The 26,864-nt window shown below is 56.8% G+C and carries 17 protein-coding genes and 1 tRNA gene; 13 read left to right on the top strand and 5 right to left on the bottom strand.

Going from position 1 to position 26,864, the window contains the following annotated elements; genetic code table 11:
• Positions 1 to 232: 232 nt before the first annotated feature.
• A complete protein-coding gene (locus tag BQ5379_RS08270; protein ID WP_071134995.1) occupies positions 233 to 2,620 on the bottom strand; it encodes an ABC transporter permease in 2,388 nt (795 codons plus the stop codon).
• 740 nt (positions 2,621 to 3,360) lie between these two features.
• Here BQ5379_RS08270 and BQ5379_RS08265 point away from each other — a divergent pair.
• Both BQ5379_RS08265 and BQ5379_RS08260 read left to right on the top strand, forming a co-directional pair.
• Positions 3,361 to 4,359 (top strand): cation diffusion facilitator family transporter, encoded by a 999-nt coding sequence (locus BQ5379_RS08265; RefSeq protein WP_071134994.1) that lies wholly within the window; start codon positions 3,361 to 3,363, stop codon positions 4,357 to 4,359.
• A gap of 34 nt (positions 4,360 to 4,393) precedes the next feature.
• On the top strand, positions 4,394 to 6,307 hold the full coding sequence (locus BQ5379_RS08260; protein WP_071134993.1) for a family 20 glycosylhydrolase: 1,914 nt from the start codon (positions 4,394 to 4,396) through the stop codon (positions 6,305 to 6,307).
• A 171-nt stretch (positions 6,308 to 6,478) separates the two neighbouring features.
• Here BQ5379_RS08260 and BQ5379_RS08255 read toward each other — a convergent pair whose 3' ends face one another.
• The 3 genes from BQ5379_RS08255 to BQ5379_RS08245 form a co-directional block, all read right to left on the bottom strand.
• Entirely contained in the window at positions 6,479 to 7,000 is a 522-nt protein-coding gene (locus BQ5379_RS08255) for a chromate transporter (RefSeq protein WP_071134992.1), read from the bottom strand.
• A gap of 4 nt (positions 7,001 to 7,004) precedes the next feature.
• Positions 7,005 to 7,550 carry a chromate transporter gene (locus tag BQ5379_RS08250; RefSeq protein ID WP_143039428.1) on the bottom strand — a complete coding sequence of 182 codons (546 nt, stop codon included), beginning with the start codon at positions 7,548 to 7,550 and terminating at the stop codon, positions 7,005 to 7,007.
• Between the two features lie 222 nt (positions 7,551 to 7,772).
• The gene (locus BQ5379_RS08245) at positions 7,773 to 8,708 is read right to left on the bottom strand and encodes a hypothetical protein (RefSeq protein ID WP_071134991.1); all 936 of its coding nucleotides are present in this window, start codon (positions 8,706 to 8,708) and stop codon (positions 7,773 to 7,775) included.
• A gap of 312 nt (positions 8,709 to 9,020) precedes the next feature.
• Here BQ5379_RS08245 and BQ5379_RS08240 point away from each other — a divergent pair, with 312 nt between their 5' ends.
• The 11 genes from BQ5379_RS08240 (at position 9,021) to BQ5379_RS08190 (ending at position 23,678) form a co-directional block, all read left to right on the top strand.
• Positions 9,021 to 11,480, top strand: coding sequence for a YfhO family protein (locus BQ5379_RS08240; RefSeq protein ID WP_071134990.1), 2,460 nt, complete (start codon positions 9,021 to 9,023; stop codon positions 11,478 to 11,480).
• Positions 11,481 to 11,712: 232 nt separating this feature from the next.
• The gene (locus BQ5379_RS08235; protein WP_071134989.1) at positions 11,713 to 12,558 is read left to right on the top strand and encodes a cell division protein FtsX; all 846 of its coding nucleotides are present in this window, start codon (positions 11,713 to 11,715) and stop codon (positions 12,556 to 12,558) included.
• Positions 12,559 to 12,782: 224 nt separating this feature from the next.
• Positions 12,783 to 13,061, top strand: a complete 279-nt coding sequence (locus BQ5379_RS08230) for a DUF3098 domain-containing protein (RefSeq protein ID WP_235846048.1) — start codon at positions 12,783 to 12,785, stop codon at positions 13,059 to 13,061.
• The gene (locus tag BQ5379_RS08225; RefSeq protein ID WP_071134987.1) at positions 13,062 to 13,847 is read left to right on the top strand and encodes an undecaprenyl-diphosphate phosphatase; all 786 of its coding nucleotides are present in this window, start codon (positions 13,062 to 13,064) and stop codon (positions 13,845 to 13,847) included.
• A 10-nt stretch (positions 13,848 to 13,857) separates the two neighbouring features.
• Positions 13,858 to 14,610, top strand: a complete 753-nt coding sequence (gene truB / locus BQ5379_RS08220; protein WP_071134986.1) for a tRNA pseudouridine(55) synthase TruB — start codon at positions 13,858 to 13,860, stop codon at positions 14,608 to 14,610.
• Between the two features lie 200 nt (positions 14,611 to 14,810).
• Positions 14,811 to 15,860 (top strand): tRNA preQ1(34) S-adenosylmethionine ribosyltransferase-isomerase QueA, encoded by a 1,050-nt coding sequence (gene queA, locus BQ5379_RS08215; protein ID WP_071134985.1) that lies wholly within the window; start codon positions 14,811 to 14,813, stop codon positions 15,858 to 15,860.
• A 190-nt stretch (positions 15,861 to 16,050) separates the two neighbouring features.
• Positions 16,051 to 16,863, top strand: coding sequence for a glycogen/starch synthase (locus BQ5379_RS08210; protein WP_071134984.1), 813 nt, complete (start codon positions 16,051 to 16,053; stop codon positions 16,861 to 16,863).
• Positions 16,853 to 18,229, top strand: a complete 1,377-nt coding sequence (locus BQ5379_RS08205; RefSeq protein WP_071134983.1) for a DUF4270 family protein — start codon at positions 16,853 to 16,855, stop codon at positions 18,227 to 18,229. Before BQ5379_RS08210 ends, BQ5379_RS08205 begins: the two co-directional genes overlap by 11 nt.
• 78 nt (positions 18,230 to 18,307) lie before the next feature.
• Positions 18,308 to 20,833, top strand: a complete 2,526-nt coding sequence (gene topA / locus BQ5379_RS08200) for a type I DNA topoisomerase (RefSeq protein ID WP_071134982.1) — start codon at positions 18,308 to 18,310, stop codon at positions 20,831 to 20,833.
• 103 nt (positions 20,834 to 20,936) lie between these two features.
• On the top strand, positions 20,937 to 23,153 hold the full coding sequence (locus BQ5379_RS08195) for a dipeptidyl-peptidase Dpp5 (RefSeq protein WP_071134981.1): 2,217 nt from the start codon (positions 20,937 to 20,939) through the stop codon (positions 23,151 to 23,153).
• A 454-nt stretch (positions 23,154 to 23,607) separates the two neighbouring features.
• Positions 23,608 to 23,678: transfer RNA gene (locus tag BQ5379_RS08190), tRNA-Cys, on the top strand.
• Between the two features lie 424 nt (positions 23,679 to 24,102).
• Here BQ5379_RS08190 and BQ5379_RS08185 read toward each other — a convergent pair.
• Positions 24,103 to 26,853 (bottom strand): hypothetical protein, encoded by a 2,751-nt coding sequence (locus BQ5379_RS08185; RefSeq protein WP_071134980.1) that lies wholly within the window; start codon positions 26,851 to 26,853, stop codon positions 24,103 to 24,105.
• Positions 26,854 to 26,864: the final 11 nt, after the last annotated feature.

The raw sequence follows: 26,864 nt of genomic DNA, 5'->3' as shown, positions 1-26,864 counted from the left end.
TGGTTATGTTGATTTTAATTTTGTTCGGTTTAACGTTTTTACTCTGTAAAGTGCCATAATCGTGCCAAATCATTTAAAGCACAGATTATCAGCTACATTATAATCTTTCAAAGTTCCCCGACTGTCTAAAAATTAGACAACGGGTGTCTAATTTTTAGACAATCATCGGCGATTCCGCCGGGAGCCTGAGAGCAGCGCACCGGCCGCGGCGTCGCCAGGGCGGGAACATCCCCTATTCACTCTTGATCGCGTGGGCCGGATTTTCGACCGCCGCTTTGTAGCTTTGTCCCAGTACGGTGAGCAGCGCGATAACCAGCGTCACCAGCCCGGCCAGCGCGAAGATCCACCAACTGATTTCGGTCCGATAGGCATACTGGCTGAGCCACCGGTTCATCAGCCACCACACCAGCGGCACCGCGATCACAAACGAGACGGCCAGCCAGCGCAGGAAGTTCGCGCACAGCATTCCGACCACTTCACGCACCGTCGCCCCGTGAACCTTGCGGATGGCAATCTCCTTGCGGCGCCGTTCCACCGAGTAGCCCACCAGTGCGAAGAGCCCCAGGCATCCGATAAAGATGGCCAGCACGCTGAAGGTCAGCAGCCGGGACTCGAACAACCGCTCGTATTTGTACATTTTGTCGAACTGGGCGTCCATGAAGCTGTAATCATAGATCTCTTGCGGAAACATGTCGCGGAAGGTCCGTTCGATATGCTTCAGCGCCTGTTCGGTCTGGCCGGCCGCGATTCGGATGTAGGGATTGCCGCCCCAGGTGCGGACGAGTACCAGCGGCGTCACCTGTTCGGTAACCGGCTGGTGCTGGAAATCCCGGAACACCCCGATAAACTTCTCACCCGGTATCTGCACCTCGGGCGCCACGTTGCGGATGTACTTGGCAAACGCCTCGTTGATGACCATATTGGTCTGGTTCCATTCCAAGCGGTCGAAGTTGCTGTCCGAGATCGAATCGCCCTCGACCATCGGCACCCCCAGCACATGGAGCGTATGCTGGTCGCCGTAGAGGTACATCGGCGTATAGGACTGGTCGTTCGTAATCTGCACCGTATTCATGTTGCCCACATGCATCGGGTCGCCATTGATCAGCGAAGCATCGATGATGGAAGGCGAAGTCAGCAACCGCTCGCGGAATGTTCTGAACTTCTCTACGCCCATACCTCTCCCCGATACCGTCACCACATTTTCGCGATTGTAACCCAGGTCGAGCGAAGCCACATACCGCACCTGCTTATTGATCAAAAGCGCAGCCGAAATCAACCCGATCGAGATCGCGAACTGGAATACGATCAGCACGTTACGCACCACCGTCATCTGGCGTCCTCCGCTCGAACGGTTGGCTATGGCATCGAGCGGTTTCATGCTCGTGAGGGTAATGGCGGGAAAGATCCCCGACAGCAGACCGCACACCAGCGGCATCCCGACGAACAGCACCAGCAGAATGTCCCAACTCAGCGAAAACGAAAGTTCGCTGCCGACAATCATCGGATAAAGCGGCTGCAAGGCCCCAGCCAGTGCAAAGGCCGTGACGGCCGAAACGAAGGTGATAACCACCGAGTCGCCGATCACGAAACCGATCAGGCTGCGGCGGCTGGCTCCCATGATGCTTTTGACCCCCATCGCGCGAATCACCTCGGTCGAACGCGCCGTGTAGATATTGACATAGTTGATGATGGCGATCACCAGTACCAGCACCGCGATCAGCCCCATCACCACCAGCGAAGAAGGGTCGTACATATTCATCGCCCCCTGGACTTCGGGCGTAAAGTAACAGTCACGGAACGGGCGGACATGCGGTACATTGGGACTCTCCCAACCTCCTTTTCCCGCAATGTATTCTTCTACCGTTTTTCCCATAACGGAACCGCCCATATCTTTCCACATACGCTCGACCAACGCCTTCGCAAACTTCTGACTGAAAGCAGCCAGATCGGTTCCGGGATGGAAACGGAAATAACATTCACTCGCCCAGATATTCCATCTGTCAGCTGTCCCGTTCGGATCCGTCGCCTTGAAAGAGGTAATGACATCGGGCTGGTAAAGCGAGTTGTCAGAGACATCCTCGAATACCCCGGTGATCGTCAACGGAGTGGTGTTATTGAGTTCGATCTGTTTGCCGACCACATCGATCGAACCAAAGAGTTTGCGAGCCGCCGAACGACTCACGAGCGCTCCGTTTGCATCGGCCAGCGCATCGGCACCACCACCGCTCACCATCCGGAACGGGAGCACCTGAAGCAGGGTAGAATCACCGTACACCAGTTGCAAAGCGAATCGGGCTCCGTCCGGATCGTTCGGCAGGGAAAACGTCATCTGTCTCCTATTTTGCACACGCGTCGCCGCCACCACCTCCGGAAACTGGGTCATAAAGCGTGCCGTCGGGTCCGGACAGATCGACCCGATCTGCTCGACATCCACCTCACAACGCGCCACGTCGTCCATCGGACGGCTGAAGCAGGAGTCGTGCCGCACCTGCCCCATGATGAAAATGTACATCACGATCACCGCGGCAAACCCAAGGGTCAGCCCCAGCCAGTTGATGACAAATGAGAGGGGGCGGTGTTTTTTGGCCCGGAAACTCTCGATTAGAAATCTTTTGAACATATCGTTTGTATAAGGGTTTTCTGTTCCGGTTTCTGTGCCAAACACGTGCCAAAACAGATAATCAATTATCATTCTGCAATTTAGCAAAACGCACGCTATCCGTCAGTGTCAAAAATTTAGACACCCGATGTCTAAATTTTTGACATACTCAGGCAGTTTTCCCCGAGATTTTCCCCTTCGGGAAGCGTTACGCACCGCGGCCCCCAACGCCAGTGTAAGCCCCATATATGGCATTAGCAGGAACCCAACGAAGCATTATTCGGACAGGAAAGTCGGTCTCCGACTCCCCACCTCGCCAGCCGCACCGCAGCAATCAACGCCCCGCAACATCTTCACATCCGTCGCAACCTCCACTTCTGTACCTCTCCCTCCGTGAGAAGGCGTAAAGTTACACCGCTTCGCCGGTTTCCACCCTACCCGAGCCCCGTCTTCGCCCCCGTTCTTCTCAAAACAGCCGCCCTGCGTTCCCAATCGCTACGCGCCCCGCGGCCCTAATCTGCCGTATTTTCCTCCGCCGCGCTACTCCGACCGCACTATGCCGACCAGCTTATTCCGAGCGCACTACGCAGATCGCACTCTTTTCGCACAACGCAGACCGGCCTGTTCCGATCGACCTATTCCAACCGGCCGAAAACGTAACATCCGTCTGACGAAATCGCCACTTCCGGCACACGGCGGGGTAGAAAACTTCGACACGTTTCCTATCTTTGTCCTCTACGGGTCGAAACCCGACAAACAACATGAATCCTGAAACCATCAAACAACGGGTCCAAACCCGAATGGTCGTCGTCTCGGTAGTCCTGATGGCGGGCAAATTCCTGGCCTTCTTCCTGACCGCGTCGGTCGGTATCCTGACCGATGCCATGGAGAGCATCGTCAACGTGACGGCCGGCTTCATCACCCTCTACAGCCTGCGTCTGGCCGCCAAGCCCAAAGACGCCGGCCACCCGTTCGGCCACGGCAAGGTGGAACTCATCTCTGCCTCGATCGAAGGGCTGATGATCCTCGTGGCCGGCGCCCTGATCGTCATCGAAGGGGTCAAACGCCTCTTCGACCCCCAGATGCCCCAACAGCTCGACGTCGGGATCATCGTCGTGGCCGCCGCCGGCGCCGTCAACTGGATCGCCGGCTGGTACAGCATCCGCATGGGCCGACGCTACGAATCGGTCGCACTGGTGGCCGGCGGACGACACCTCCAGTCGGACACCTGGTCCACGGTTGGACTGGTGGCCGGTCTGATCCTGCTCTACGTCACCCAAATCCCGTGGATCGACAGCCTGCTGGCCCTCATCTTCGGCGCCATCATCGGCATCACCGGCATCCAGATCCTCCGCAAAACCATCGGCGGACTGATGGACAAAGCCGATCAGGAGGTGCTCGAACAGATCCTCCACACGGTCGACGCCCACCGGCGCCCCGAATGGGTCGACGTCCACAACCTCAAAGTTCTCCGCTACGGCAGCATGCTCTACGTCGACTGCGACCTGACACTGCCCTGGTTCTACAACATCGCCCAGGGCCACGATGCCTGCGACGCCCTGAAACACACCATGCAGGCCGCCTTCGACGGCCGTCTGCAGGCCCTCATCCACTCCGACGCCTGCGGCGAGAAACACTGCGCACACTGTCAGGTGAGCGACTGTCCGCACCGTCGCGCCCCCTTCGCCGCAGCCCAGCCCCTGACGCTGGCCGAGCTGACCAAAAGCGACGAAACCCGCACGGCCGAAGGCGAAGAGTAACCCTCCCCCCGGATTCACCCAAACAAACCTTGACATGATACGAAAACTGAGACTCCTCCCCGCCCTGCTGGCCGCTCTGCTGCTGTTCGGCACGCCGACCGCCGACGCCTACGAATCGCAGGGCAAATTCAACCTGATTCCGCAACCCCAGTCGGTGCGCGAAGGCACGGGTGACTATACCTTCCGGAACTTCGTGGTCGCCTACGAACCCGGCAACACCGAGCTGGCCGAGATAGCCGACCTCCTCCGGCAGAAGGTAAGTCCCGCAACCGGCCTGCCGTTCCAAACCACCACCGATCCGAAAAAGGGCAACATCGAGTTCGACCTGACCGCCGACACAACCCTCGGCAGCGAAGGCTACCGCCTGTCGATCACCACCCAGGGCGCCAAAATCACCGCCGCCACGCCGGCCGGCATCTTCTACGGCACCCAGACGCTGCTCCAGCTGCTGCCGGCCCAGATCAAAAGCCCGACCCGCGTCGAAGGAGTCGCGTGGAAGGTCCCGGCCATCGAGATTCAGGACAAACCCCGTTTCGCCTGGCGCGGCATGATGCTCGACGTGAGCCGCCACTGGTTCACCAAAGAGGAGGTCATGCGCTTCATCGACGAGATGGCCGAATATAAGATGAACCGCTTCCACTGGCACCTGACCGACGACCAGGGGTGGCGCATCCAGATCGACGCCCTGCCCCGGCTGACCGAAGTGGGCGCCTGGCGTGCTCCGCGCGTGGGCGACTGGTGGGGACGCGACCCGCAGAAACCCGGCGAAAAGGCCACCTACGGCGGCTTCTACACCAAGGCCGACATTGCCGAAGTGATCGAATACGCCCGTCGCCGCTACGTGACCATCATGCCCGAGATCGACGTACCGGGCCACTCGCTGGCCGCTCTGGTAGCCTATCCCGAACTGGCCTGCATCCAGGCGCCGAAGACGATCAACGTCGGCAACAAATTCTACGGCATCGACGAGAACTCACTCTGCGTGGGCGGCCCCAAAACCATGGAGTACATGGAAAAGATCTTCTCCGAAGTGGCCGAGATGTTCCCCTGCGAATACATCCACGTGGGCGGTGACGAGTGCTTCAAGGGATTCTGGCAGAAGTGCCCGAAATGTACCAAACTGATGAAAGAGAAGGGGCTGAAAGATGTCAATGCGCTGCAAAGCTGGTTTATCCACCAGATGGAAGACATCCTGAAGGCAAAAGGGAAGAAGCTGGTCGGCTGGGACGAGATCCACGAAGGCGGTCTGAGCCCCAATGCCATCGTGATGAGCTGGCGCGGCATGCAAGGCGGCATTATGGCTGCCGAACAGGGCCACCACGTCATCATGACCCCCAACCAGCACTGCTACCTCGACCTCTACCAGGGCGAACGTTCGGTCGAACCGGCAACCTACTCCATCTGTCGGCTGAGCGACTCGTATAACTTCGAACCGGTGCCGCAGGGGATCGACCCGTCATACATCATCGGCGGACAGGGCAACCTGTGGGCTGAAGCGGTACCCACCTTCCGCCATGCCGAATACATGAGCTGGCCGCGCGGCTGGGCACTGGCCGAGGTCTTCTGGACCCAACCCGAGCTCAAAGACTGGGCCGGCTTCGTCAAACGCACCGAGCAGCACTTCCGCCGCGCCGACATGGCCGACATCAACTATGCCCGCAGCATGTACAACGCCATCATCACCACCGAAGCCGACTCGCTCGGCACGATCCGCGTGACGCTGGCCACCGAGATCCCCGGGTTGGACATCTACTACTCGTTCGACAACACCACCCCCGACCTCCACGGCACGAAATACACCGAACCTGTCATCGTTCCGCTGAACGCCAGCCGCATCACCGTCATGACCTACCGCGGCAAAGAACCGGTCGGCACCCTGATCCGTCTCGACACCAAAGAGCTTCAGGCTCGGGCCGTCAAGACCAAACGCGCCATCGGCAACTTGTAATACACACCGACTGGCCGAACCGACCCAGAACCGATCGTTTCACTCCGGGCAGCCAGTCCTACACTTCCTTTCAAAGGAAAGGCCCCGCCGGTTTTGCAGAACCAGCGGGGTCTTTTTATTACGGTCTATCCCCCACTTAATGCGCATTGCTACCCCCTCCGCAGTTTACGATCAATAGAGCATCCACCCGGCAACACCGGCCAGCACGATCAGCAGGATGGGGCTGACCTTCCGCATCGCCGCCACCAGCACCGCACCGAAAATCAGATAACTCTTCCAGTCGATGAAGTTGTCGGGGGTCAGCAACAGCAACGCCGCTGCCAAAATCAACCCGATAACGACGGGTCGTAACGCCTTCATCACCTGCGACACATAGGGGTTATCCTTCATCCGCAAATAGAAGTGCGAAGCGATCAGCATGATAATCAGCGAAGGGGTGCACACGCCGAGGGTGGCCAACGCCGAGCCCCATACCGAGCCGGTGGCCGTGTATCCGATGTAGGTGGCACTGTTGATGGCGATAGGTCCCGGCGTCACCTGCGAAATGGCGATGATGTCGGCAAACTGTGCGGCCGAGATCCAGCCGTGGTTGGCGACCACTTCGGCCTGGATCAGCGAGATCATGGCATACCCGCCGCCGAATCCGAAAACGCCGATTTTAAAGAAGGTCAAAAACAGTTGAAGATAAAGCATAACGTTACTGACGGCTGAGGTGATGCGATTTCCACCAGGTCCATGCCACGCCGGCCACAATGGCGCCGGCAATGAACCATACGGGCGAGAGTCCGAACCAGATGGCTGCGGCAATGGCGACAAACACGCCGTACTCCCAATATTTGATTCCCCGGGCAAACGAAAAGACGGGCTGCAGAATCAGCGCGACAACGGCCGGCCGCATCCCTTTGAAGATGCTGTTGACGGTCGGGTTTTCGTAAATCCGCGAAAAGAAGATGGCCACCGCCAGCAGAATCAGGAACGAGGGCAGCACCGTACCGAAAAAGGCGGCCATGGCGCCACGCGTGCGGAAGATTTTATATCCGACCATGATCGACACATTGACGGCCATCGGTCCCGGGGCGGATTGTGCCACGGCGAGCAGGTTGATGAACTCCTCTTTTTCGACCCACCGATGTTTATCGATCACCTCTTTCTGGATAATGGGAATCATGGCATACCCTCCTCCGAACGTAAAGCATCCGATTTTGAAGAAGGAGAGAAACATCGTACACAGTTGACGCACCATCCGATAACGATTTTAGCGATTCGTGCGCAAAAGTACGAAGATCGAACCGCGACCGCAAATTCCATCACACCAAAGCGGCACTGAAACCGCCGATGCCCGGTTTGAGGAATATGTTTGTCATTGTCCGGTCGCGACAGCCTCATTCCTGATCCTCTTCACATTGCCGAAAGTCTTCGGACAGCCATACATGCAGCTATACAAGGGGTGCGAATTGACGTCGCATCAGCCATATTTCACTGTGACCGGTGGTGGCAAACATACTATATGAATGGACTCCCGATTGAATATAAAACGTTTCAGACGCCTCCGCAATACAGGCGTCATGACGACAAGTTCACCCGGACCAAACCCCAAAAGGGCTTTAATATCGCTTGCCGTATAGCCTTTTTTAAAGCCAAATACCGTGCAGTGTATTTGACCATCCGTTTTCATCTGCTTTCTATCGTCGAAAATCAGGTACAACGCATAGACAGTATCCTGATCGCCCGCTCGATAGTACAATTGTTTTACCGGCAACTCTTTGTTTAAGCGTCTTAGGACATAACCAACAGATTTTCCATTCTGTTTTTCCCGGAAGAAGAGACCACGTACAAAGGCGGATGTATCTCCCTGATATTCGGGCAGAGGGTGATAACCGAAAGACAGCGACGGCCTCCTCTTGACCTTATACGCATAAAAGTTCTTACAATACCACATATCATGAGCGAATACCAGGCGTTTCAGCCGTTCCCGCAAATCCGGAGTCAAAGTTGTCATTCTGTTCGGGGCGAAGCCTAAGAGAGCCGCGACATCGCGTACCAAAAGACGTTCGCCATCGAGTCCGAATCCACCTACCCCAAAATGCAGCTGATTCAATGTATCATACCGCCACCGGTCGTCGAAAATCAGCTCAACCTGCAAGAAAAGGCTATCCAGCGATTTTGGATAGCTGACATACATCATCCGTTTGACCGGCAGCTCGCAATCCAATATTTCGATGACGTCGTGAAGAGACTTACCCCAAAAACACGTATGCTGTTCACGAAAATTATCGTTCAAAAACTGAACCGTATCTCCCCGGTACTCCGACAAAGGATGATATCGCCAGGGTTGCTCCTGCGCTTGAATAGATATTGCAGACAGAAAGTAAACGGATAAAAATAAAATAATCTTTTTCATAATTAATAGCAATTCTATAGGTTATCAACATATTGGGAAAGATACATCTGAATCTGACCGAACTGGACATTAAGGCCACAAAGATTCATGAATCGCCTGGCAAAAGCAGCCCCCTGAACCTGAATGACCGATGTGCTATAAAACCTTGAACTCATTCTGCAAGGCCACCTCCTTCTTCCTGCCATCTAAGTGAAGATCGCACAAAAAACGCACCAAAGCTGCACACAGGCCTTAATTACCCTCCGTTCACCGGCCACGGGTTGCTAAATCACCCGAAAAACCGTACTTTTAGCCCCAAATTTCGAAACAAACATGCAAAACGGATTCTCGCGTTTTCTCCGGCAGGCACTGCCCCATATCGTAGCACTCGCCCTGTTCGCCGCCGTGTCGGCCATCTTCTTCGCCCCGCAGTACGACGGCAAAGCCCTCAGACAAACCGACATGGTCATGCTCAACGGCGTCACCAGCGACATCGAGCAACACATCGAACAGTACGGAGAACACCCCCAGTGGGCCGGCCGAAACTTCAGCGGAATGCCCTCCTACCTGATCAACATGAACTATGACGGCCGATGGGTCAAAAACGTCGCCGACCACCTCTACATACTCGGACAACCCGCCTCATGGATCTTCATCGCCATGGCCGGCTTCTACCTGATGCTCCTGATGTTCGGCGTCAACCCCTGGCTCTCGATGGTCGGCGGACTCGGCTACGGTCTCTCCTCCTACTTCATCATCATTATCGGCGCCGGCCACATCACAAAAATGATGGCCCTCGCCTGGATCGCCCCCATGATCGGCTCCGTGTGGTACGCCTACCGCCGCCACATGTGGCTCGGCGCAGCCCTGGCCGGACTCTTCGCCGCCATCGAAATCTCCACCAGCCACCCGCAGATCACCTACTACTTCCTCTTCGCACTGCTGGCACTCGTCATCAACGAATTCGTCGTGGCCTATAAGGAGAAGATGCTCGCCCGGTTCGGAAAGACCACCGCACTGCTCCTGCTGGCCGCCGCACTGGCCGTCGGCGCCAACCTCGTCCAGCTCTACTACGTCGCCCAGCACACCCCCGAGACCACCCGCGGCAAAAGCGAACTGACCGAAGCCACCGTCAACACCGAAAACCACACCGGAGGCCTCGACCGCGACTACGTCACCGCATGGAGCTACGGCAAACTCGAGACCCTCAACCTGCTGGTGCCGAACCTCTACGGAGGCGGTCGCGACTTCGACCAGGATGGTCCTGTGGCCCAGTCCCTGCGCGGCTATAACGTACCGAAAGACTTTGTGAGCAATATCCCCTCCTACTGGGGCGACCAACCCTCGACCGAAGGTCCGGTCTATATCGGTGCCTGTCTGATCTTCCTGGCCGTCTTCAGCCTCTTCGTGCTGCGCGGCCGGCAGAAATGGTGGATCGTGGCCGTATCCATCCTGGCCATCTTCCTGGCCTGGGGACGCCACATGATGTGGTTCACCAACCTTTTCCTCGACTACTTCCCGATGTACAACAAGTTCCGCACCGTGTCGATGATTCTGGTGATCGTCGAATGGGCCGTGCCGCTGCTGGCCATACTCGGATTGGCCCGGCTTTGGGATGCGAAAGAAGAGGATGCACCCCGCATCCGCAAAGGACTGAAATGGTCGCTCATCGCAGTCGGCGGCCTGACCCTGCTCATCGGCATCTTCGGCCCGATGTTCAGCAGTTTCGCCGGTCCCAACGACGCAGCCATGGGCTTCCCCGAACAGGTCGTTGCCGCCATGCAGGAGGAACGGGCCTCGCTAATGCGTGCCGACGCCTTCCGGTCGCTGCTCTTCGTGGTGCTGACCGCCGCACTGGTATGGCTCATGGCCAACAACCGGATCAAACGGGGCTGGCTGGTGGCCGGTCTCTGCCTGCTGGTCACGATCGACCTCTTCCCGGTGGATAAGCGGTACGTTTCGGCTGACGACTTCTATCCCAAACGTCAGGCGCTGGCCATCTCGATGACCGAAGCCGACAAACTTATCCTGCAGGACACCACCGACTACCGCGTGGCGAACTTTACGGTCAACCCCTTCCAGGACGCCACCACCTCGTACTACCACCGTTCGGTCGGCGGTTACCATGCCGCCAAACTGCGCCGCTACCAGGACCTGATCGAACACCACCTGCTCCAAAACAACATGGCGGCCTACGACATGCTGAACACCAAATACTTCATCCTGCCCGGCAACGACGGCCAGCCCACCGTACAGCCGAATCCGAACGCCTGCGGCAGCGCGTGGTTCGTGGACAGCATCGCCTGGGTAGCGAATGCCGACCAGGAGATCGCCGCACTGGCCAACGACGGTAAGGGCAACGGCTTCAACCCCCACACGACAGCCATCGTCGATGAACGATTCGCACCGCAGCTTGAGGGTCTCAGCCTGACGGCCGACAGCACCGCGACCATCACCCTCACCGAGTATCGTGTCAACCGCCAGACCTACCGCACCCGGGCCGCCCGTGACGGTGTAGCCGTCCTCTCCGAAATCTACTACCCGAAAGGGTGGAGCGCCACGATCGACGGCCAGCCCGCCGAATACTTCCGCGCCGACTACGTGCTGCGCGCCATCCGTATCCCGGCCGGCGAACACACCGTCGAGTTCCACTTTGCGGCTCCGAACTTCGGCCTGATGGTCGGACTCACCCGCGCCTCGTCGGCCATCCTGCTGTTCGGTTCGCTCGGTCTGCTGATCGGCATCGGCCTGCGCAACGCCAAGCGGTCGAAAGAGAACGAACAGGCCGCATAACAGCTCCCGCTACCGGCAACATGGGCACCCCGCCCCCCTCGGCACCCCCGGTAACCACAAGACCCGAGCGCCCCGGAACTGCCACCTCCGCCGTTTTCAGACAGGCAGCGTTTCTTCAGGCACAGTCTTCTTTCCCGTTAGGTATGACCACCCCGGGAGGGGAGTTCGCCGAAAAGTTCCGGCACTTCAAAACGGCCCCCCACAGAACCACCAACCTCCATCCACACCCATCATGGCAGGAAGAAACAGCCTCAAAGCCGACTACTCGATCGCAACCGTGAGTGTCACCCTGGTATTGTTACTGCTGGGGGTGGTCGGCTATATCCTGATCAACGCCTACTCGTCGGCCGCCACCGTGCGCGGCGAGCTGCGCTTCTCGGTGATGCTCTCCGACACCGTGACCACGGCCCAGCAGAAAGCCATCGAGAACCGGCTCAGCCAGCACCCCGCCGTGGCCACCTGGCGCTACATCTCGGCCGACGAAGCCGCCAAGGATTTTCAGGCCTACATCGGAACCGATTTTGTCGGCTTTCTGGGCGAGAATCCCCTCCCCTCGTCCTACGAACTGACCCTCCACCCCGCCTACACCGAGAGCGACAAACTGAACCAGCTCGAACAGGAGTGCAGCCGCTGGGCCGGAGTCGATGAGATCGTCTACCAGCAGAAAATCGTCGAAGCCGTGATCCGCAACCTCAATCGACTGAACTTCACCCTGCTGGGACTCGGCGCCTTTCTGCTGCTGATCACCGTCATGCTGATCTCGAACACGCAGCGACTGGCCGTGGCCGCACGCCGGCAGGCCATCGCCACGATGAAGTTGGTCGGCGCCACCCCCGCCTTCATCCGCCGACCGTTCGTGCTGCGCAGCTTCACCCAGGGCGTCGTGGCCGGCGTGATGGCCTCCGGACTGCTCTACCTCTTCGCCGACGCCATCTCGGAGGTGATGCCCGACGTGAAACTGACCACAGACTTCGACACCTTCGCCATGCTTTTCAGCGCCATGATTTTGGTCGGCGTGGCGATTTGCACTACCTTTACGGCGCTGGCCGTAAACCGATACGTCCGCCAAACCGATTGACCCTTAACGATCTTTCAGAGCACCCGGGAGATTTGAACGGCACCGCAAGAGAGTCATCCGCCCGCTAAGGCTAAGACTGAGACTGAGGCCGCAGCGAGTTTCACCACTCCCTGTCCGTTCTCCGAACCGGCACCCGATTCGGGCCACAGACCGCCGCGCCCACGAGACCAACACCATCCGGCAGCTCCGAGCTCCGAAAAATCGGCAAACACGAAATGAATACCATGAAAAAGCAAACCCAAGCGCCCGTGAACAACCCGGCCATGCCGCTCGGCAAACGCAACTACATCATGATCCTGTGCGGCATCGCCGCCATCATCCTGGGCTTCATCCTGCTCAGCGGCGGCGGCAGCGAAGACCCCGCCACGCAGTTCGACTACGGGATGTTCAACTTCCGACGCCTCTACATCGCGCCGATTCTGCTGCTGGCCGGTTTCCTGTTCGGCCTCTACGCCATCATGTATCGCCCGAAAAACAAAAACAACGAAACCCAAGCCGAATAAATGGGAACCATCGACGCCATTCTGCTCGGTCTGCTCCAGGGGCTGACCGAATTCCTGCCCGTGAGCTCATCGGGTCACCTGGTCATTCTGGGCAATATCCTCGGTACCGACGTTGACGACACCACGTTCGCCATCCTCGTCCACGCCGCTACCGTACTGGCCACCATCACCGTCTTCTGGGGCGAGATCCTGCGACTCGTGCGCGGCGGTCTGCAGTTCCGGATGAACTCCGAATCGAAATACCTCATCAAGATCGTCATCTCGATGATCCCCGTGATGATCGTCGGCCTCTTCTTCAAAGACAAAGTCGAAGCCCTCTTCGGCAACGGAATCCGTTTCGTGGGTTGCATGCTGTTCGTCACCGCGGCGCTGCTCCTGCTGACCCACTTCATCAAACCGAAAAAAACACGGAACATCTCGGCCAAAGACGCCTTTATCATCGGCGTGGCACAGGCCGTGGCCGTCATCCCCGGCATTTCGCGTTCCGGCTCGACCATCGCCACCGGGATGCTGCTCGGCGACGACAAATCGCAACTGGCCAAATTCTCGTTCCTGATGGTGCTCGTACCGATCCTCGGCGAAGCCTTCCTCGAACTCCTCAAGGGCGAATTCTCGCCCGCCACCTCCGGCATCTCGGGCTATGCCCTCACGGCCGGATTCCTGGCCTCCTACCTTTCGGGACTCTTCGCCTGCAAGGTGATGATCCGCATCGTGAGCCGCGGCAAACTGTGGTGGTTCGCACTCTACTGCGCAGTGGCCGGCACCGTGGCCGTTTGCCTCGGATAATACGCACTTCATGACTGAAAACATTCACGACACCTTACGCCCCGACTATCCTTTCGCCGAAGGGCTGGTCATACCCGTGGACAAACCGCTGGGCTGGACCTCGACCGACGTGGTGCGCAAAGTGCGCACCCTCATGCGCAAACTTGGACACCGCAAAATCAAGGTCGGACATGCCGGGACGCTCGACCCGCTGGCCTCCGGCGTCCTGCTGATCTGCGTGGGACGCGCCACCAAACGCGTGGACGAGCTCCAGGCCGAAGAGAAAGAGTATCTGGCGACCGTCGAACTGGGAGCGACGACTCCGAGTTTCGACCTGGAACACCCGATCGACGCCCACTACCCCTGGGAGCACATCACCCCGGAGCAGATCGAAGAGGTCCTGCACGGATTCGAAGGCGAACAGGAGCAGGAACCTCCGGTCTATTCAGCCAAAAAACTCGAAGGCCGACGCGCTTATGAATATGCCCGTGAGGGCGAAGAGGTCAAGATGCGCAAGGCGCTGATTACGATCTACTCGGCCCATGTCGAATCGTGCGGATTACCGGAGCGACCGCAAGTGGAGGTGCGTATCGCGTGCAGCAAAGGGACTTATATCCGTTCGTTTGCCCGCGACCTGGGCGAACGTCTCGGCAGCGGCGCTCATCTGACGGCTTTGCGTCGGGTGCGCAGCGGCGGATTCCGGGTCGAATCCTGTATCTCGATGGAGGAGTTGGAGGGAAAATTGTTTCCAAAATCCGTTTCGGATGAAACAAATCGAGAATAATTACGTATAATATTTTAACGTTTGTTTTGAGAACTACCCGCCGGGAACCGTCCCTTTCTTGAAAGAAAGGGACCCAAAGAACTTTCGGCGGATGCTCCGCATCCTAAACGGCGGATCATCGACAAGGTAAAACACTGAGGCAGACCACTCAAAACAAACGTCCGATAACACTGATACGAAAATAATAAAGGTCTTTAGATATGAAACTCTCGCAGTACAAGTACGATTTCTCGCCCGACATGCTGGCGAAATACCCGGCCGAAAACCGTGACGAATCCCGTCTGCTGGTCTTCGATCGCAAAACGGGAAAAATCGAACACAAAATCTTCAAAGACATCATCGGCTACTTCAAAGAAGGCGATGTGATGATTTTCAACAACACCAAGGTATTCCCGGCACGTCTGTACGGCAACAAGGAAAAGACCGGTGCCGAAATCGAAATCTTCCTGCTGCGCGAACTCAACCGCGAACAACGCCTCTGGGACGTACTGGTCGACCCGGCCCGCAAAATCCGTATCGGTAACAAACTCTACTTCGGCGACGACGACGCTCTGGTGGCCGAAGTGATCGACAACACCACCTCGCGCGGCCGTACGCTCCGTTTCCTGTTCGACGGCGACTACGACGAGTTCAAAGCCACCCTCTACAAACTCGGCGAGACCCCGCTGCCCCGCTGGATCCGCCCCAAAGTCGAGCCGATCGACGCCGAACGCTACCAAACCATCTACGCCAAGGTAGAGGGTGCCGTAGCCGCCCCGACCGCCGGTCTGCACTTCAGCAAACACCTGCTCAAACGACTCGAAATCAAAGGAATCGGATGCGCCGAGATCACGCTCCACGTGGGTCTGGGCAACTTCCGTTCGGTGGACGTCGAAGACCTCACCAAGCACAAGATGGACAGCGAACAGATCTTCATCTCGGAAGAGGCCGCACAAATCGTCAACACGGCCCGCGCCAAAGAGAAACGCGTCTGCGCCATCGGTACGACCGTGATGCGTACGATCGAAAGTTCCGTTTCGACCGACGGCATGCTCAAACCCTTCGAAGGGTGGACCAACAAATTCATCTTCCCGCCCTACGATTTCAGCGTAGCCAACGCCATGGTGACCAACTTCCACCTGCCCTACTCGACCCAACTGATGATGGTATCGGCCTTCGCCGGTTACGACCAGCTGATGAACCTGTACGAAGTGGCCAAGAAAGAGGGATACAAATTCGGCACCTACGGCGACGCCATGCTGATCCTGTAGTCCAGCAGCCCTACAGCCCCCTCACCCGCGGACAAAAGAGACGCCCCCTCCCCCCGGAATCGTCCGGACGGATCTTGCTCAGCGACCGGACAATAACGCCGGCCGGGAAACAGAGAACAAAAAAATGCGTATCTTTGCCCTTGTGCCCAAGTGTCAGCAGACCCTCCGGCACGAATAAGGAGAACGATCGATGAACAATAACGCCAAAATCTTGTACATCTGCCAGGAGGCCACGCCCTACCTGCCCGAAAACGACATATCGGCCCTGTGCCGCCACCTGCCCCAGGCCATGCAGGAACGGGGAGCCGAAATCCGGATCTTCATGCCGCGGTGGGGATGTATCAACGAACGGCGCAACCAGCTCCACGAAGTGATCCGTCTGTCGGGCATGAACCTCATCATCGACGACACCGACCACCAGCTCATCATCAAAGTCGCCTCCATCCCGAGCGCCCGCGTCCAGGTCTACTTCATCGACAACGAAGACTTCTTCAAACGCAAGGCCACTTGGATCGACGCCGAAGGCAACTACTTCGAAGACAACGAAGAACGCGCCATCTTCTTCGCACGCGGCGTGCTGGAGACCGTCAAGAAACTGCGCTGGGAGCCCAACATCGTACACTGCCACGACTGGTTCACCGCCATCGTGCCGATCTACCTGAAAAAGATCTTCCGCAACGACCCGATCTTCAAGAACCTGAAAATCGTGGTATCGGTCTACGACCACTCCTTCCCCGGCACCCTGAACACCGACCTGGCCGGCAAACTCGCCCAGGAAGGGATGAAAAAGGACGACCTGAGCCAACTCGCGACTCCGGACTACGTCAACCTGATGAAATTCGCCATTCAATACGCCGACGCCATCATCCTCGGCAGCGAACACATCGAGCCCGAGCTCGCCGCCTACATCGAATCCAGCGGCAAGCCCGTACTTCCCTATGTCAGCAACGAAAATTACGAGGACGCATACGCCGAATTCTATGACAAACTGCTTGAAAAATAGACACCGCTGCCTTTACGCAGGTATCCTGCTGCTGATCGGCAGCCTTCTTGTCGCCTGCACCAACCGCGACGACATGTTCGGGAACGACATGATTCCCCCCTCCCAGCAGATGGGCAGTACCATTGACTCAACCATCTCGGTATACACCTACGTGTCGACCTGCGACTCGATCGATACGAACGTGGCCGACTTCTACACCCCCTTCTTCGGCTCCTATATCGATCCCATCGTCGGTCGCACGGATATGGGCGTCTTTACCAACTTCTCCCCCAACGGGTTTAACCATACCCACTACTTCGGCGAAAATCCCGTCATCGACTCCATGCGCTACGCGTTCGTCTTCACCAACGCCATGGGCGACACCTCCAAAAGCGTGCAGGTCGATGTCTACGAAGTGAAAGAGGGGATTCAGTTTTACCCCGACAGCGCCTACTTCAGCAACTTCGACATAACCCCGTACCTTAGCAGCGAGCCCCTCTTCTCATTCGAACAGAAAGGCGTCGGTACGGCATACGGCAAACTGCCCATGGAATTTGCCCAAAGACTGCTGGACAACACCCAAAGTGAGGAGAACATCTACTACAACGATACCGTTTTCCACAAGAAATTCCCCGGTCTCTACTTCAAGTTCCATGAACCGACCACCACGGGCGAAGGTCAGATACTGGAACTCGACCTGTCGCAGAGCGTCATGTACCTCTTCTACCACAACACCGGTCCCGACGGTGCCGACACCACCGACCAGCGTATGTGGTTCTACGGCGACCTTACCTATGACTACCTCAGTTTCACGACCGTAAAGCATGACTACAGCTATGCCGATCCCGCTCAGGGCGGCGTGACCCTCACCGAGATCGGCGACCTTGAGACCCCCTCGCAGTACGCCTATGTACAGGGTCTGGCCGGTCTGATGGGCATACTGAAAGTCGACGAAGACGCCCTCAAATCCCTGCAACAAAAGGTAAAAGACCTCGGATACACCCACATCGCCCTGCACAAGGCCGAACTGAAAGTGACCATGGTCAATGCCGGAGCCGACGAGTACGACAAATCCTTCGCCGGACTGGGCATCTACCACAACATGATCGGATACGAATTCCTCACCGAATACAACCCCGTGCTCGAAGCTATCAACAGCGGCAGCTACACATCGTGGTTGGGCGGGACCCTCAACCGATCGCTCGGCACCTACACGTTCGATATTACCTCGTATGTTCAGAGCCTGCTGACCGGAAAAGAGGACCGATACTCGACTCAACTGCTCCCGGCCTACGACTATCGGAACAACTTTGCCCGAAGTTGGATCTACGGAAGCAACTCCCCCTATCCGCCCCAACTGGTGCTCACCTACACCATGATCAAATAAGCCCCCGGCACGAACCTCATATAACCTAAAGGCCAACACCCTTTAGGTTTTTACTTTTTCAGCGAGAATCAAAGAGATATGCAAGAAAACCTGGTGATCGTCGAGTCTCCCGCCAAAGCCAAGACCATCGAGAAGATCCTCGGCGACCGATATACCGTCCGTTCCAGTTTCGGACACATCCGCGACCTCAAGAAAAAAGGGCTCAGCATCGACATCGAACACGGATTCGAACCCGAATACGAAATATCGCCCGACAAGACCAAACTCGTCAGCGAACTGAAGAAACTCGCCCAGGGAGCTCAGACCGTCTGGCTCGCATCCGATGAAGACCGCGAAGGGGAAGCCATCGCATGGCACCTGAAGGAGACCCTCCAGCTCCCCGACGACAAGACCAAACGTATCGTCTTCCACGAGATCACCCAGAACGCCATTCTCCACGCCGTCGAGAATCCCCGCCAGGTCAACAACAACCTGGTCAACGCCCAACAGGCCCGCCGCGTGCTCGACCGGCTGGTCGGGTTCGAACTTTCGCCCCTGCTGTGGCGCAAAGTGAAGCCCTCGCTCTCGGCCGGACGCGTGCAATCCGTCACCGTGCGACTGATCGTCGAACGCGAACGCGAGATCATGAACTTCCAGGGCAGCACCTACTACCGCGTCACCGGCGAATTCATCACCCCAGACGGCCACAGTCTCAAAGCCGAACTCAACACCCGTTTCCCCTGCGAAGAGGAGGCCAACCGATTCCTCAGTGAGATCGCCCCCGCCGCGATCCCTTTCACCATCGCCAGCGTCGAGACCAAACCCGTCAAGCGGACTCCCGCGCCTCCCTTCACCACCAGCACCCTGCAACAGGAGGCTGCCCGCAAGCTCGGATTCTCCGTCAGCCAGACCATGAGCATCGCCCAGCGCCTCTACGAAGCCGGGTTGATCACCTACATGCGTACCGACTCCGTACACCTGTCGACCCTTGCCCTCGGCACCGCCCGCAGCGCCATTCAGAGTCTATTCGGCGAACGGTACCACAAAAGCCGTCAGTATACCACCCGGAGCAAAGGGGCACAAGAGGCCCACGAAGCCATTCGTCCCACCTACCTCGACCGTCGCGAAGCCGGCGAGACCCCCCAGGAACGACGCCTCTACGACCTGATCTGGAAACGCACCGTGGCCAGCCAGATGGCCGACGCCGAACTCGAAAAGACCACCGCCCAGATCGCCATCGGCAACCGCACCGAACGATTCGTCGCCAGCGGCGAAGTAGTCACCTTCGACGGTTTTCTGCGTCTGTACATGGAGTCTCACGACGACGACAACCGCAACGACGCCACGGACGAGACCCTGCTCCCGCCGCTGACCACCGGCACCCAGTTGGTCCGTGCACAAATTACCGCAACGCAACGCTTCGCCCAGCGCCCGCCGCGCTACTCCGAAGCCAGTCTGGTCAAACACCTCGAAGAACTCGGCATCGGGCGTCCTTCGACCTACGCGCCCACCATTTCGACCGTCATCACCCGCGGCTACGTGGTCAAGGAGGACCGCGAAGGCGTCCGCCGCAACTACACCGTGCTGACCCTGTCGAAGGCCGGCAACATCAAGCGGACCGAGAAGAGCGAAACCACCGGTGCCGAGAAGAACAAACTCTTCCCCACCGACATCGGGATGCTCGTGACCGACTACCTTGCCGCCCACTTCCCCTCCATTCTCGACTACAACTTCACCGCCAAGGTCGAAAAAGAGTTCGACGAGATTGCCGAAGGCGCCCTCGACTGGCGTCAGATGCTGGCCGCCTTCTACGGGCCCTTCCACGAACACGTCGGCGAAGCCGAAGGAGAGACCGAATACGTCCGCAGCGAACGGCTGCTCGGCGTCGACCCCAAGACCGGGAAGAACGTCTACGCCCGCGTCGGGAAGTTCGGCCCCATGGTCCAGCTCGGCGACTCGCCCGCCCCGGCACAGAAAGGCTCCGAGCCCATGCCCGAGAGCGAGAAGCCCCAATACGCCTCGCTGCTGAAGGGCCAGATGGTAGCCACCATCACCCTCGACGAAGCGTTGGCCCTCTTCGAGCTGCCCCGCACCCTCGGTCAATACGAAGGGAAAACGGTCGTGGCAGCCATCGGCCGCTTCGGCCCCTACATCCGTCACGACGGCAAATTCGTATCGCTCAAAGTCCGCGAAGGCGACGACCCCTACACCGTGACCCTCGACCGGGCCATCCAGCTGATCGAAGAGAAACGCGAAGCCGAGCGCAACCGCGTGATCCACGTCTACGAGGCCGAAGACATCCAGCTGCTCAACGGTCGCTGGGGTCCCTACATCGCCCACGCCGGCACCAACTACAAGATTCCGAAGAGCCTGCTGGCCAACCGTGAGGCAGCGAGCCTTACCCTCGACGAGTTAAAAGCCCTCATAGCCGAACAGCAAACGGCCGACGGAGCCGCTGCCCCCAAACGGACCGCGCGCCGTACCGCCTCCAGCCGTACAGTTTCGACCACCAAAAGCACAACCAAAACCACCGCCAAAAGCAGCACGGCCAAAAGCTCGACGAAAGCCGCAGCCAAGACAAAAAGCACAGCCAAAAGTTCCGGCAAAAGCACGGCCAAGAAATAACACAAGCCACGATTCTCCCCCGCCCGCGCCCACCGTTCCTCTGTTGTAAGCGACAGCCGAAGGGACGCAGCAGGATGGAGCCCCCAGAAAAACCATACTTAGCATGAAACGACTGATGACCGCACTGATGATCGCCTCCGCCACCCTGACGGGTTGCGGTACCGGCAGCGCCCCCGCCGGCCAACAGGCATCGGGCAACATCACCCTGGACACCGCCCTGACGGCCGCCGAAAAAGAGGCCCGCGTCTTCACCCCCGAGGTGATGTGGAAAATGGGCCGTATCGGTTCAAGCAGCCTCTCACCCGACGGCAAAGAGGTGCTCTACGCCCTGACCTACTACAACATGGCCGACAACAAAGGCTACACCTCGCTGTACGTGATGCCCCTCGGCGAACCCGACCAGGCCCGCCAGATCACCGACAACAGCGGCAAAGACAACTCTCCCGCCTGGGGCATCGACCCCGCGACCGGCCGCACGACCGTCTATTTCCTCAGTTCGCGCGGCAAAGACAGCCAGGGCGAAACCACCCCGCAACTCTGGGCCGTCGGATCCGACGGTAGCGGCATGCGCCAACTCTCGTCCGTTGCCGGCGGCATCACCGGTTTCGGCGTAAGCCCCAAAGGCGACAAAGTGTGGTACACGGCCGACGTGAAAGTCGATTCCGTCGCCTCGTCCGACATCTACGACATGCCCCAGTCCAAAGCCCTGATCTACGACGACCTGATGGCCCGCCACTGGGACTACTGGGAAGACGGCGCCTACAGCCATATCTTCGTAGCCGACCTGAACGCCTCGGCCACTGACGGCAACGGGCTGACCAACGCCCGCGACATCATGCCCGGCGAAGCCTGGGACGCCCCGCTGGCCCCCTATTTCGACATGAGCGAAATTGCCTGGAACAACGCCGGCACCGCCCTGGCCTACACCTGCAAGAAGCTCACCGGCTACGAATACGCCATGAGCACCAACTCCGACATTTTCCTCTATACCCTCGCAGACGGCTCGACCCGCAACCTGACCGAAGGGATGCCCGGCTACGACAAATACCCCGTCTTCTCGCCCGACGACAGCCGTCTGGCCTGGCAAAGCATGGAGCGAGCCGGCAACGAGTCGGACAAAGACCGTCTCTTCGTCATGGACCTCGCCACCGGCGAAAAGAGCTACCTGACCGACGGCTTCGACTACAACGCCTCGAACCTGCGCTGGTCAGCCGACGGCAACACCATCTGGTTCATCGCCCCGATGCAGGCCACCCATCAGATCTGCCGGGTCAACCTGGCCGACCGCAAGATCCAGGTCGTAACGGCCGGCGATCATGACTACACCGGCTTCAGCATCGCCTATCCGAACGCCGCTCAGGACGGTTCATCGGCCGCGTGCGGCACCGGCGCCGAGCAGGCCGTGATCGTGGCCGAAAAGACCACCCTGCAAATGGCTCCCGAGCTGTTCGCCGTGAACACTCTGGACGGGACCGACACTCAGATCACCCACATCAACCAGACGATCTACGACAACGTCGACATGGGTACGGTACAGAAACGCTGGGTCACCACCACCGACGGCAAACAGATGCTCACCTGGGTGATCCTCCCGCCCCACTTCGACAGCACCAAGAAATATCCCACTCTGCTCTACTGCCAGGGCGGCCCGCAAAGCGTCGTATCGCAGCGCTGGAGCTACCGCTGGAACTTCGAACTGATGGCCGCCCAGGGATACATTGTCGTAGCTCCGAACCGGCGCGGCCTGCCCTCCTTCGGACAGGAGTGGCTCGACCAGATTTCGGGCGACTACAGCGGCCAAAACATCCGCGACTACCTCTCAGCCATCGACGACGTTTCGCGTGAGCCGTGGGTCGATACAGACCGTCGCGGTTGCGTGGGCGCCTCGTACGGCGGCTACTCGACCTTCTATCTGGCCGGCCACAGCGACCACCGCTTCAAGGCCTTCATCGCCCACTGCGGGATGTTCAACTTCGAAAGCTTCTACGGTGAAACCGAAGAGCTTTGGTTCCCGACCAACGATCTGGGCGGCGGCTACTGGGATCGTGCGAAAAACCCCACCGCCGACCGTTCGTATGCCAACTCGCCCCACCTGGCCGTCAACAACTGGTACGCACCGATCCTGATCATTACCGGGGCCAAGGACTTCCGCATCCCCTTCACCCAGAGCCTGCAGGCCTTCACGGCGGCCCGTGCCCACGGCATTCCCTCGCGGCTGGTATACTTCGAAGATGAAGGCCACCAGGTGTTCAAACCGCAGAACTCGCTGGTTTGGAACAAAGAGTTCTTCGGCTGGCTCGACAAATACGTCAAACAGTAACTTGCGCGTTGCGAAGGCCGCCACGCCGATATAAGTAATATCTTCTTCCAAATCCCCTTCCTGCGCTGCAGGAAGGGGATTTTTTGTTACAAGGTCTCCCGACGTATCACAGACCACTGTAAATATAATCAGCGTATAAAAGAGGCACTTCCGAACCTGTTTCAGGCCGCAAAAGCTCGTACGCTACGCAATGGGTGACGCCTGCAACTATTCACGTTAGATTAGGATCCTAGTAGAAAAGAATGTACCCCTCCCCGTTCTGCTCACTACACAGCACACACGTTGTGGCCCCCACACATACACCACGAATTGGTCGTTCGTATCATAAATCAACCCGTACAGCGAAGGTGTTACCCTATGAACGGAAGCATGAATTTACAGTAAAATAATGCTTTTTGCCTCGGGATATTGTGATTTCGGGAAAAAGGCTTATCTTTGCACCACACTTGACAACGGTCGGTTGGCCGAGTGGTTAGGCAGAGGTCTGCAAAACCTCGTACAGCAGTTCGAATCTGCTACCGACCTCACGTAAAAGAGTTTTTAGTATGTTGAATTCCAACCTATTAAAAACTCTTTCTCTTTTATGGAATCTCGCCTATTGCACGAAGGTAATAACAACAGCATACTCTGAATTTCGCACCTACCTTCTCTCACCTGTTTTCCCAAGAGATCAATCAAATCCCACAAGCGGACCATACCCATAGACCAAGATAAAACATACCCCCGTACACTTTTAAGTTATCGGAATTCAACCGTTTACTACATGCTCAGCAAACAACAACTTGGCACTTTTTTGCAGAGCATTATATTCTATTACTTTAACTCGCCCACGCCATACGGATACGTACTTACCGATATTTATGTGGATTTAGCAGAAGAGTCCCGAGGGCCACAGTAACCCTCGGGACTCTTTGCTAAAATTGAGGCAGCTATTATAACTACGGTTCTATTATTCCTCTACGCGCACAAAACGCAACGGAATATGGCAGGTAATACCATAGTTACCCTCATTAGCTCCACTCAAAAAGAAATTAAAGGTACGCGCACTTAAGTTTGAGGGCCATATAGTAGAAGACCAGCAATATCCTCCGACTCCACGATACGTTATGTTGCTACCTGAACCGTCCGGTTGCGTACCTTCACTATAAAAGCCAGACGCCGGGAACTTAAATTCAATATAACTTCCTTCCGCCCAAAATGACTCTTGCGCTACATCGTCTATAGTGGTAGTCCGATCGTCTTTCTTTAAGGCCTTAATTTTAATAGAAAGATACCGTTCCTGGGGATTTCCAGCAATCATACACGTCTCCCAACGATAAGCTGCATACTGGTCTGTTCCCTTAAAACGAAGGCCATAAACCGGATAGATATTATAAGTATCAGTCCCGGGATCACTGGGATAATTCACTTGCTCAGGTTCCCCTTCTCCAACTTTCAGTTGCGAAATCCCCGTAAGCGTGTATTCGGGGTTTTCAGGTTGGGACTCATCCGGAAGATTAGTCATTGCATCATTTTTCAGGTAGATCGTTTCCTGAAATGGAGTTGACACCGTAACAAACGAGTTCGCATTCGTCAATGAATTATCATTCCAATACGGATAATACACACCATCATTTTCTTTGTTGACAGGTGCACGATCTTCACTATACTTCGGCAACAACAGGTCTAATTCCCCTTGGGTCGGCAAACGATATGATTTGGCATCTGGTCCCGTAAAAGTAGCAGTCAGCGCCCCATTATCGCGCAACGCTTCCCAGGTAACATAAGACGAAGTGGGACAAGCATCAGCGGATACCACAGGATCACCAGTATAGAATTCAGAGATAGTATGCCCAGACAAATCGAACACCTTAGCATTATGCGAGGTGAACATATTGACCTTAAGAGCAGCATTCAAAACGGGCTGAATCTCTTCTGCCGACGCTTTCACTAAACGAAGGGGACCTGCATTAGTTTTATCGGTTGTTGTTGTATGAATGGACACAGGATAGTGACCTCCATCATAGCTATTCATTTCATTGGCCTCTGTAGAAGTCCAATAGAATGAATGAGTACCTTGTTCAACCACCATATCACTCTTCTTGTATCCTGTAGCTGCAACATGATAAATTAGTTGATCCGTGCTATTCCAATATGCTTCATGGGCCACTTCACCAATAGTCAGCAATGTATTCGGCTGCAGAGCTTTGATGCGAATTTCCAATTCGCCATTATCAGGATCGTCACTATTCTTTACCTCATATCGATAGGCTGCACATTGCGCCGTACCCTTGAAACGGATGGCGTAAACTATCGGATATGCAGGATTACTGGAGCCACCTTCTGCTGCGACATTTTTAAACCACGACTTACCTGTGCCGCCGTTCACCTCCGTACTGCCGAATAATTTCTCAGGAAGAATTTCGGTAATTTCTTCACTTCCGTCCATTTCCTGATCCAAACGAGCTGGAGTAGCTTCATCGGGAAAAAGCAGATACATTTCGTCCTTAGTCGGAACACGGTAGTAAGTCTTGTCCGTTTCATTGTAGTAGACGGCCGTAGCCCACTTGTCGCTCCATGCCAGATAGGCCGACGTGTTGTTCGGATCGCTCGTTACAAAACTTACTTTGTTCTGGGCCTCATCCAACGAAGCTACGTTTGCTGAAGCAAAGTTGTTAACGGCCAGTTTGGCATTCATCTCGGCCTGGAAGGGTACGTCGTCAACATTGAACGACTCTTCGTTGGTCCAGTCCAGCACCTCCAGATTGAATTCGGGTTTCACCTTGCGACCTACCGTGATGCGATAGAGGTAGTTGCGTTTCAGCGCCAGCGGCGTGAGACCCTCCGGATCGTTCGCATCGAGAAACTCGATCGTGTGGGTGTAAGTCTCGCCGTCATAGGTATATTCAATGTCGAGCGTCGGAACCGAGGCTTCGCCTTTCTTGCTGAGGTTTTCGTAGCTGTAGATTTTCGACGTGTATTCGGCTGGAACGTTGAAGTTTCCGACCAGGTTGACGTCGGCATACTCTTTGGTTTCGAGCGTGCCGGCTTCGCCGATCATGGCATTCGGGACGAAGAGTTGGCTCTTGACGGCCCGATTTTTAAAGATGACTTTGTTGATGGTAAGTCCTTCGGCCTTGTTCAGGATGTCGATACGCACCGACAGACGGCGCAGCGAGATTTCACCGCAGTTGGCCTCTTCGCCGCTGTACGAGATCACTTTGACCGCTTCGGGAGTGGTCATGATGAAAGCATTATCGGCATCGGGAGCCTGGCTGACGATCAGTTCTTCGAGTTGGCTTACCGGCGTGGTAGCCCCAAGGGCTTCAATAGCAGCGGTGAGGTCTTCGTCGGCATTGGCCACGAGGTACATGTCATAGCTGCCGTCTTTGGCGATGTCGAACGAGCAACCACCATCGGTTACCGTCACGTCAAAGACCTTATAAAGCCCCATCTCTTCTGATGCCTGTTTCTCATAGACTACAGCCAGCAGCGAGGTGACTTTCTTTTCTGCATCGGTAGCAGCCGTAGTGGTCGTTTGGTCGTTATCACCGGTGGCACGGGTCACGGCACCTTTTGTTTCGGGGGTAATCCCGGCCAGTGTGAATACCACACGGTTACCTTCCCCCGTAGGATTGGGGGTCGGCAATGTCTCGCGCGAGCAACTGCCCAGTACGAGCGTGCCCAGCAGCGCGAGGGTTGATATGATTCGAAATTTCATGATTGTCTATG

This window comes from Millionella massiliensis, from assembly GCF_900104655.1.
Taxonomy (GTDB): domain Bacteria; phylum Bacteroidota; class Bacteroidia; order Bacteroidales; family Rikenellaceae; genus Rikenella; species Rikenella massiliensis.
The sequence above is the reverse complement of the archived record's forward strand: the minus strand, read 5'-3'. Positions and strand labels throughout refer to the sequence as shown.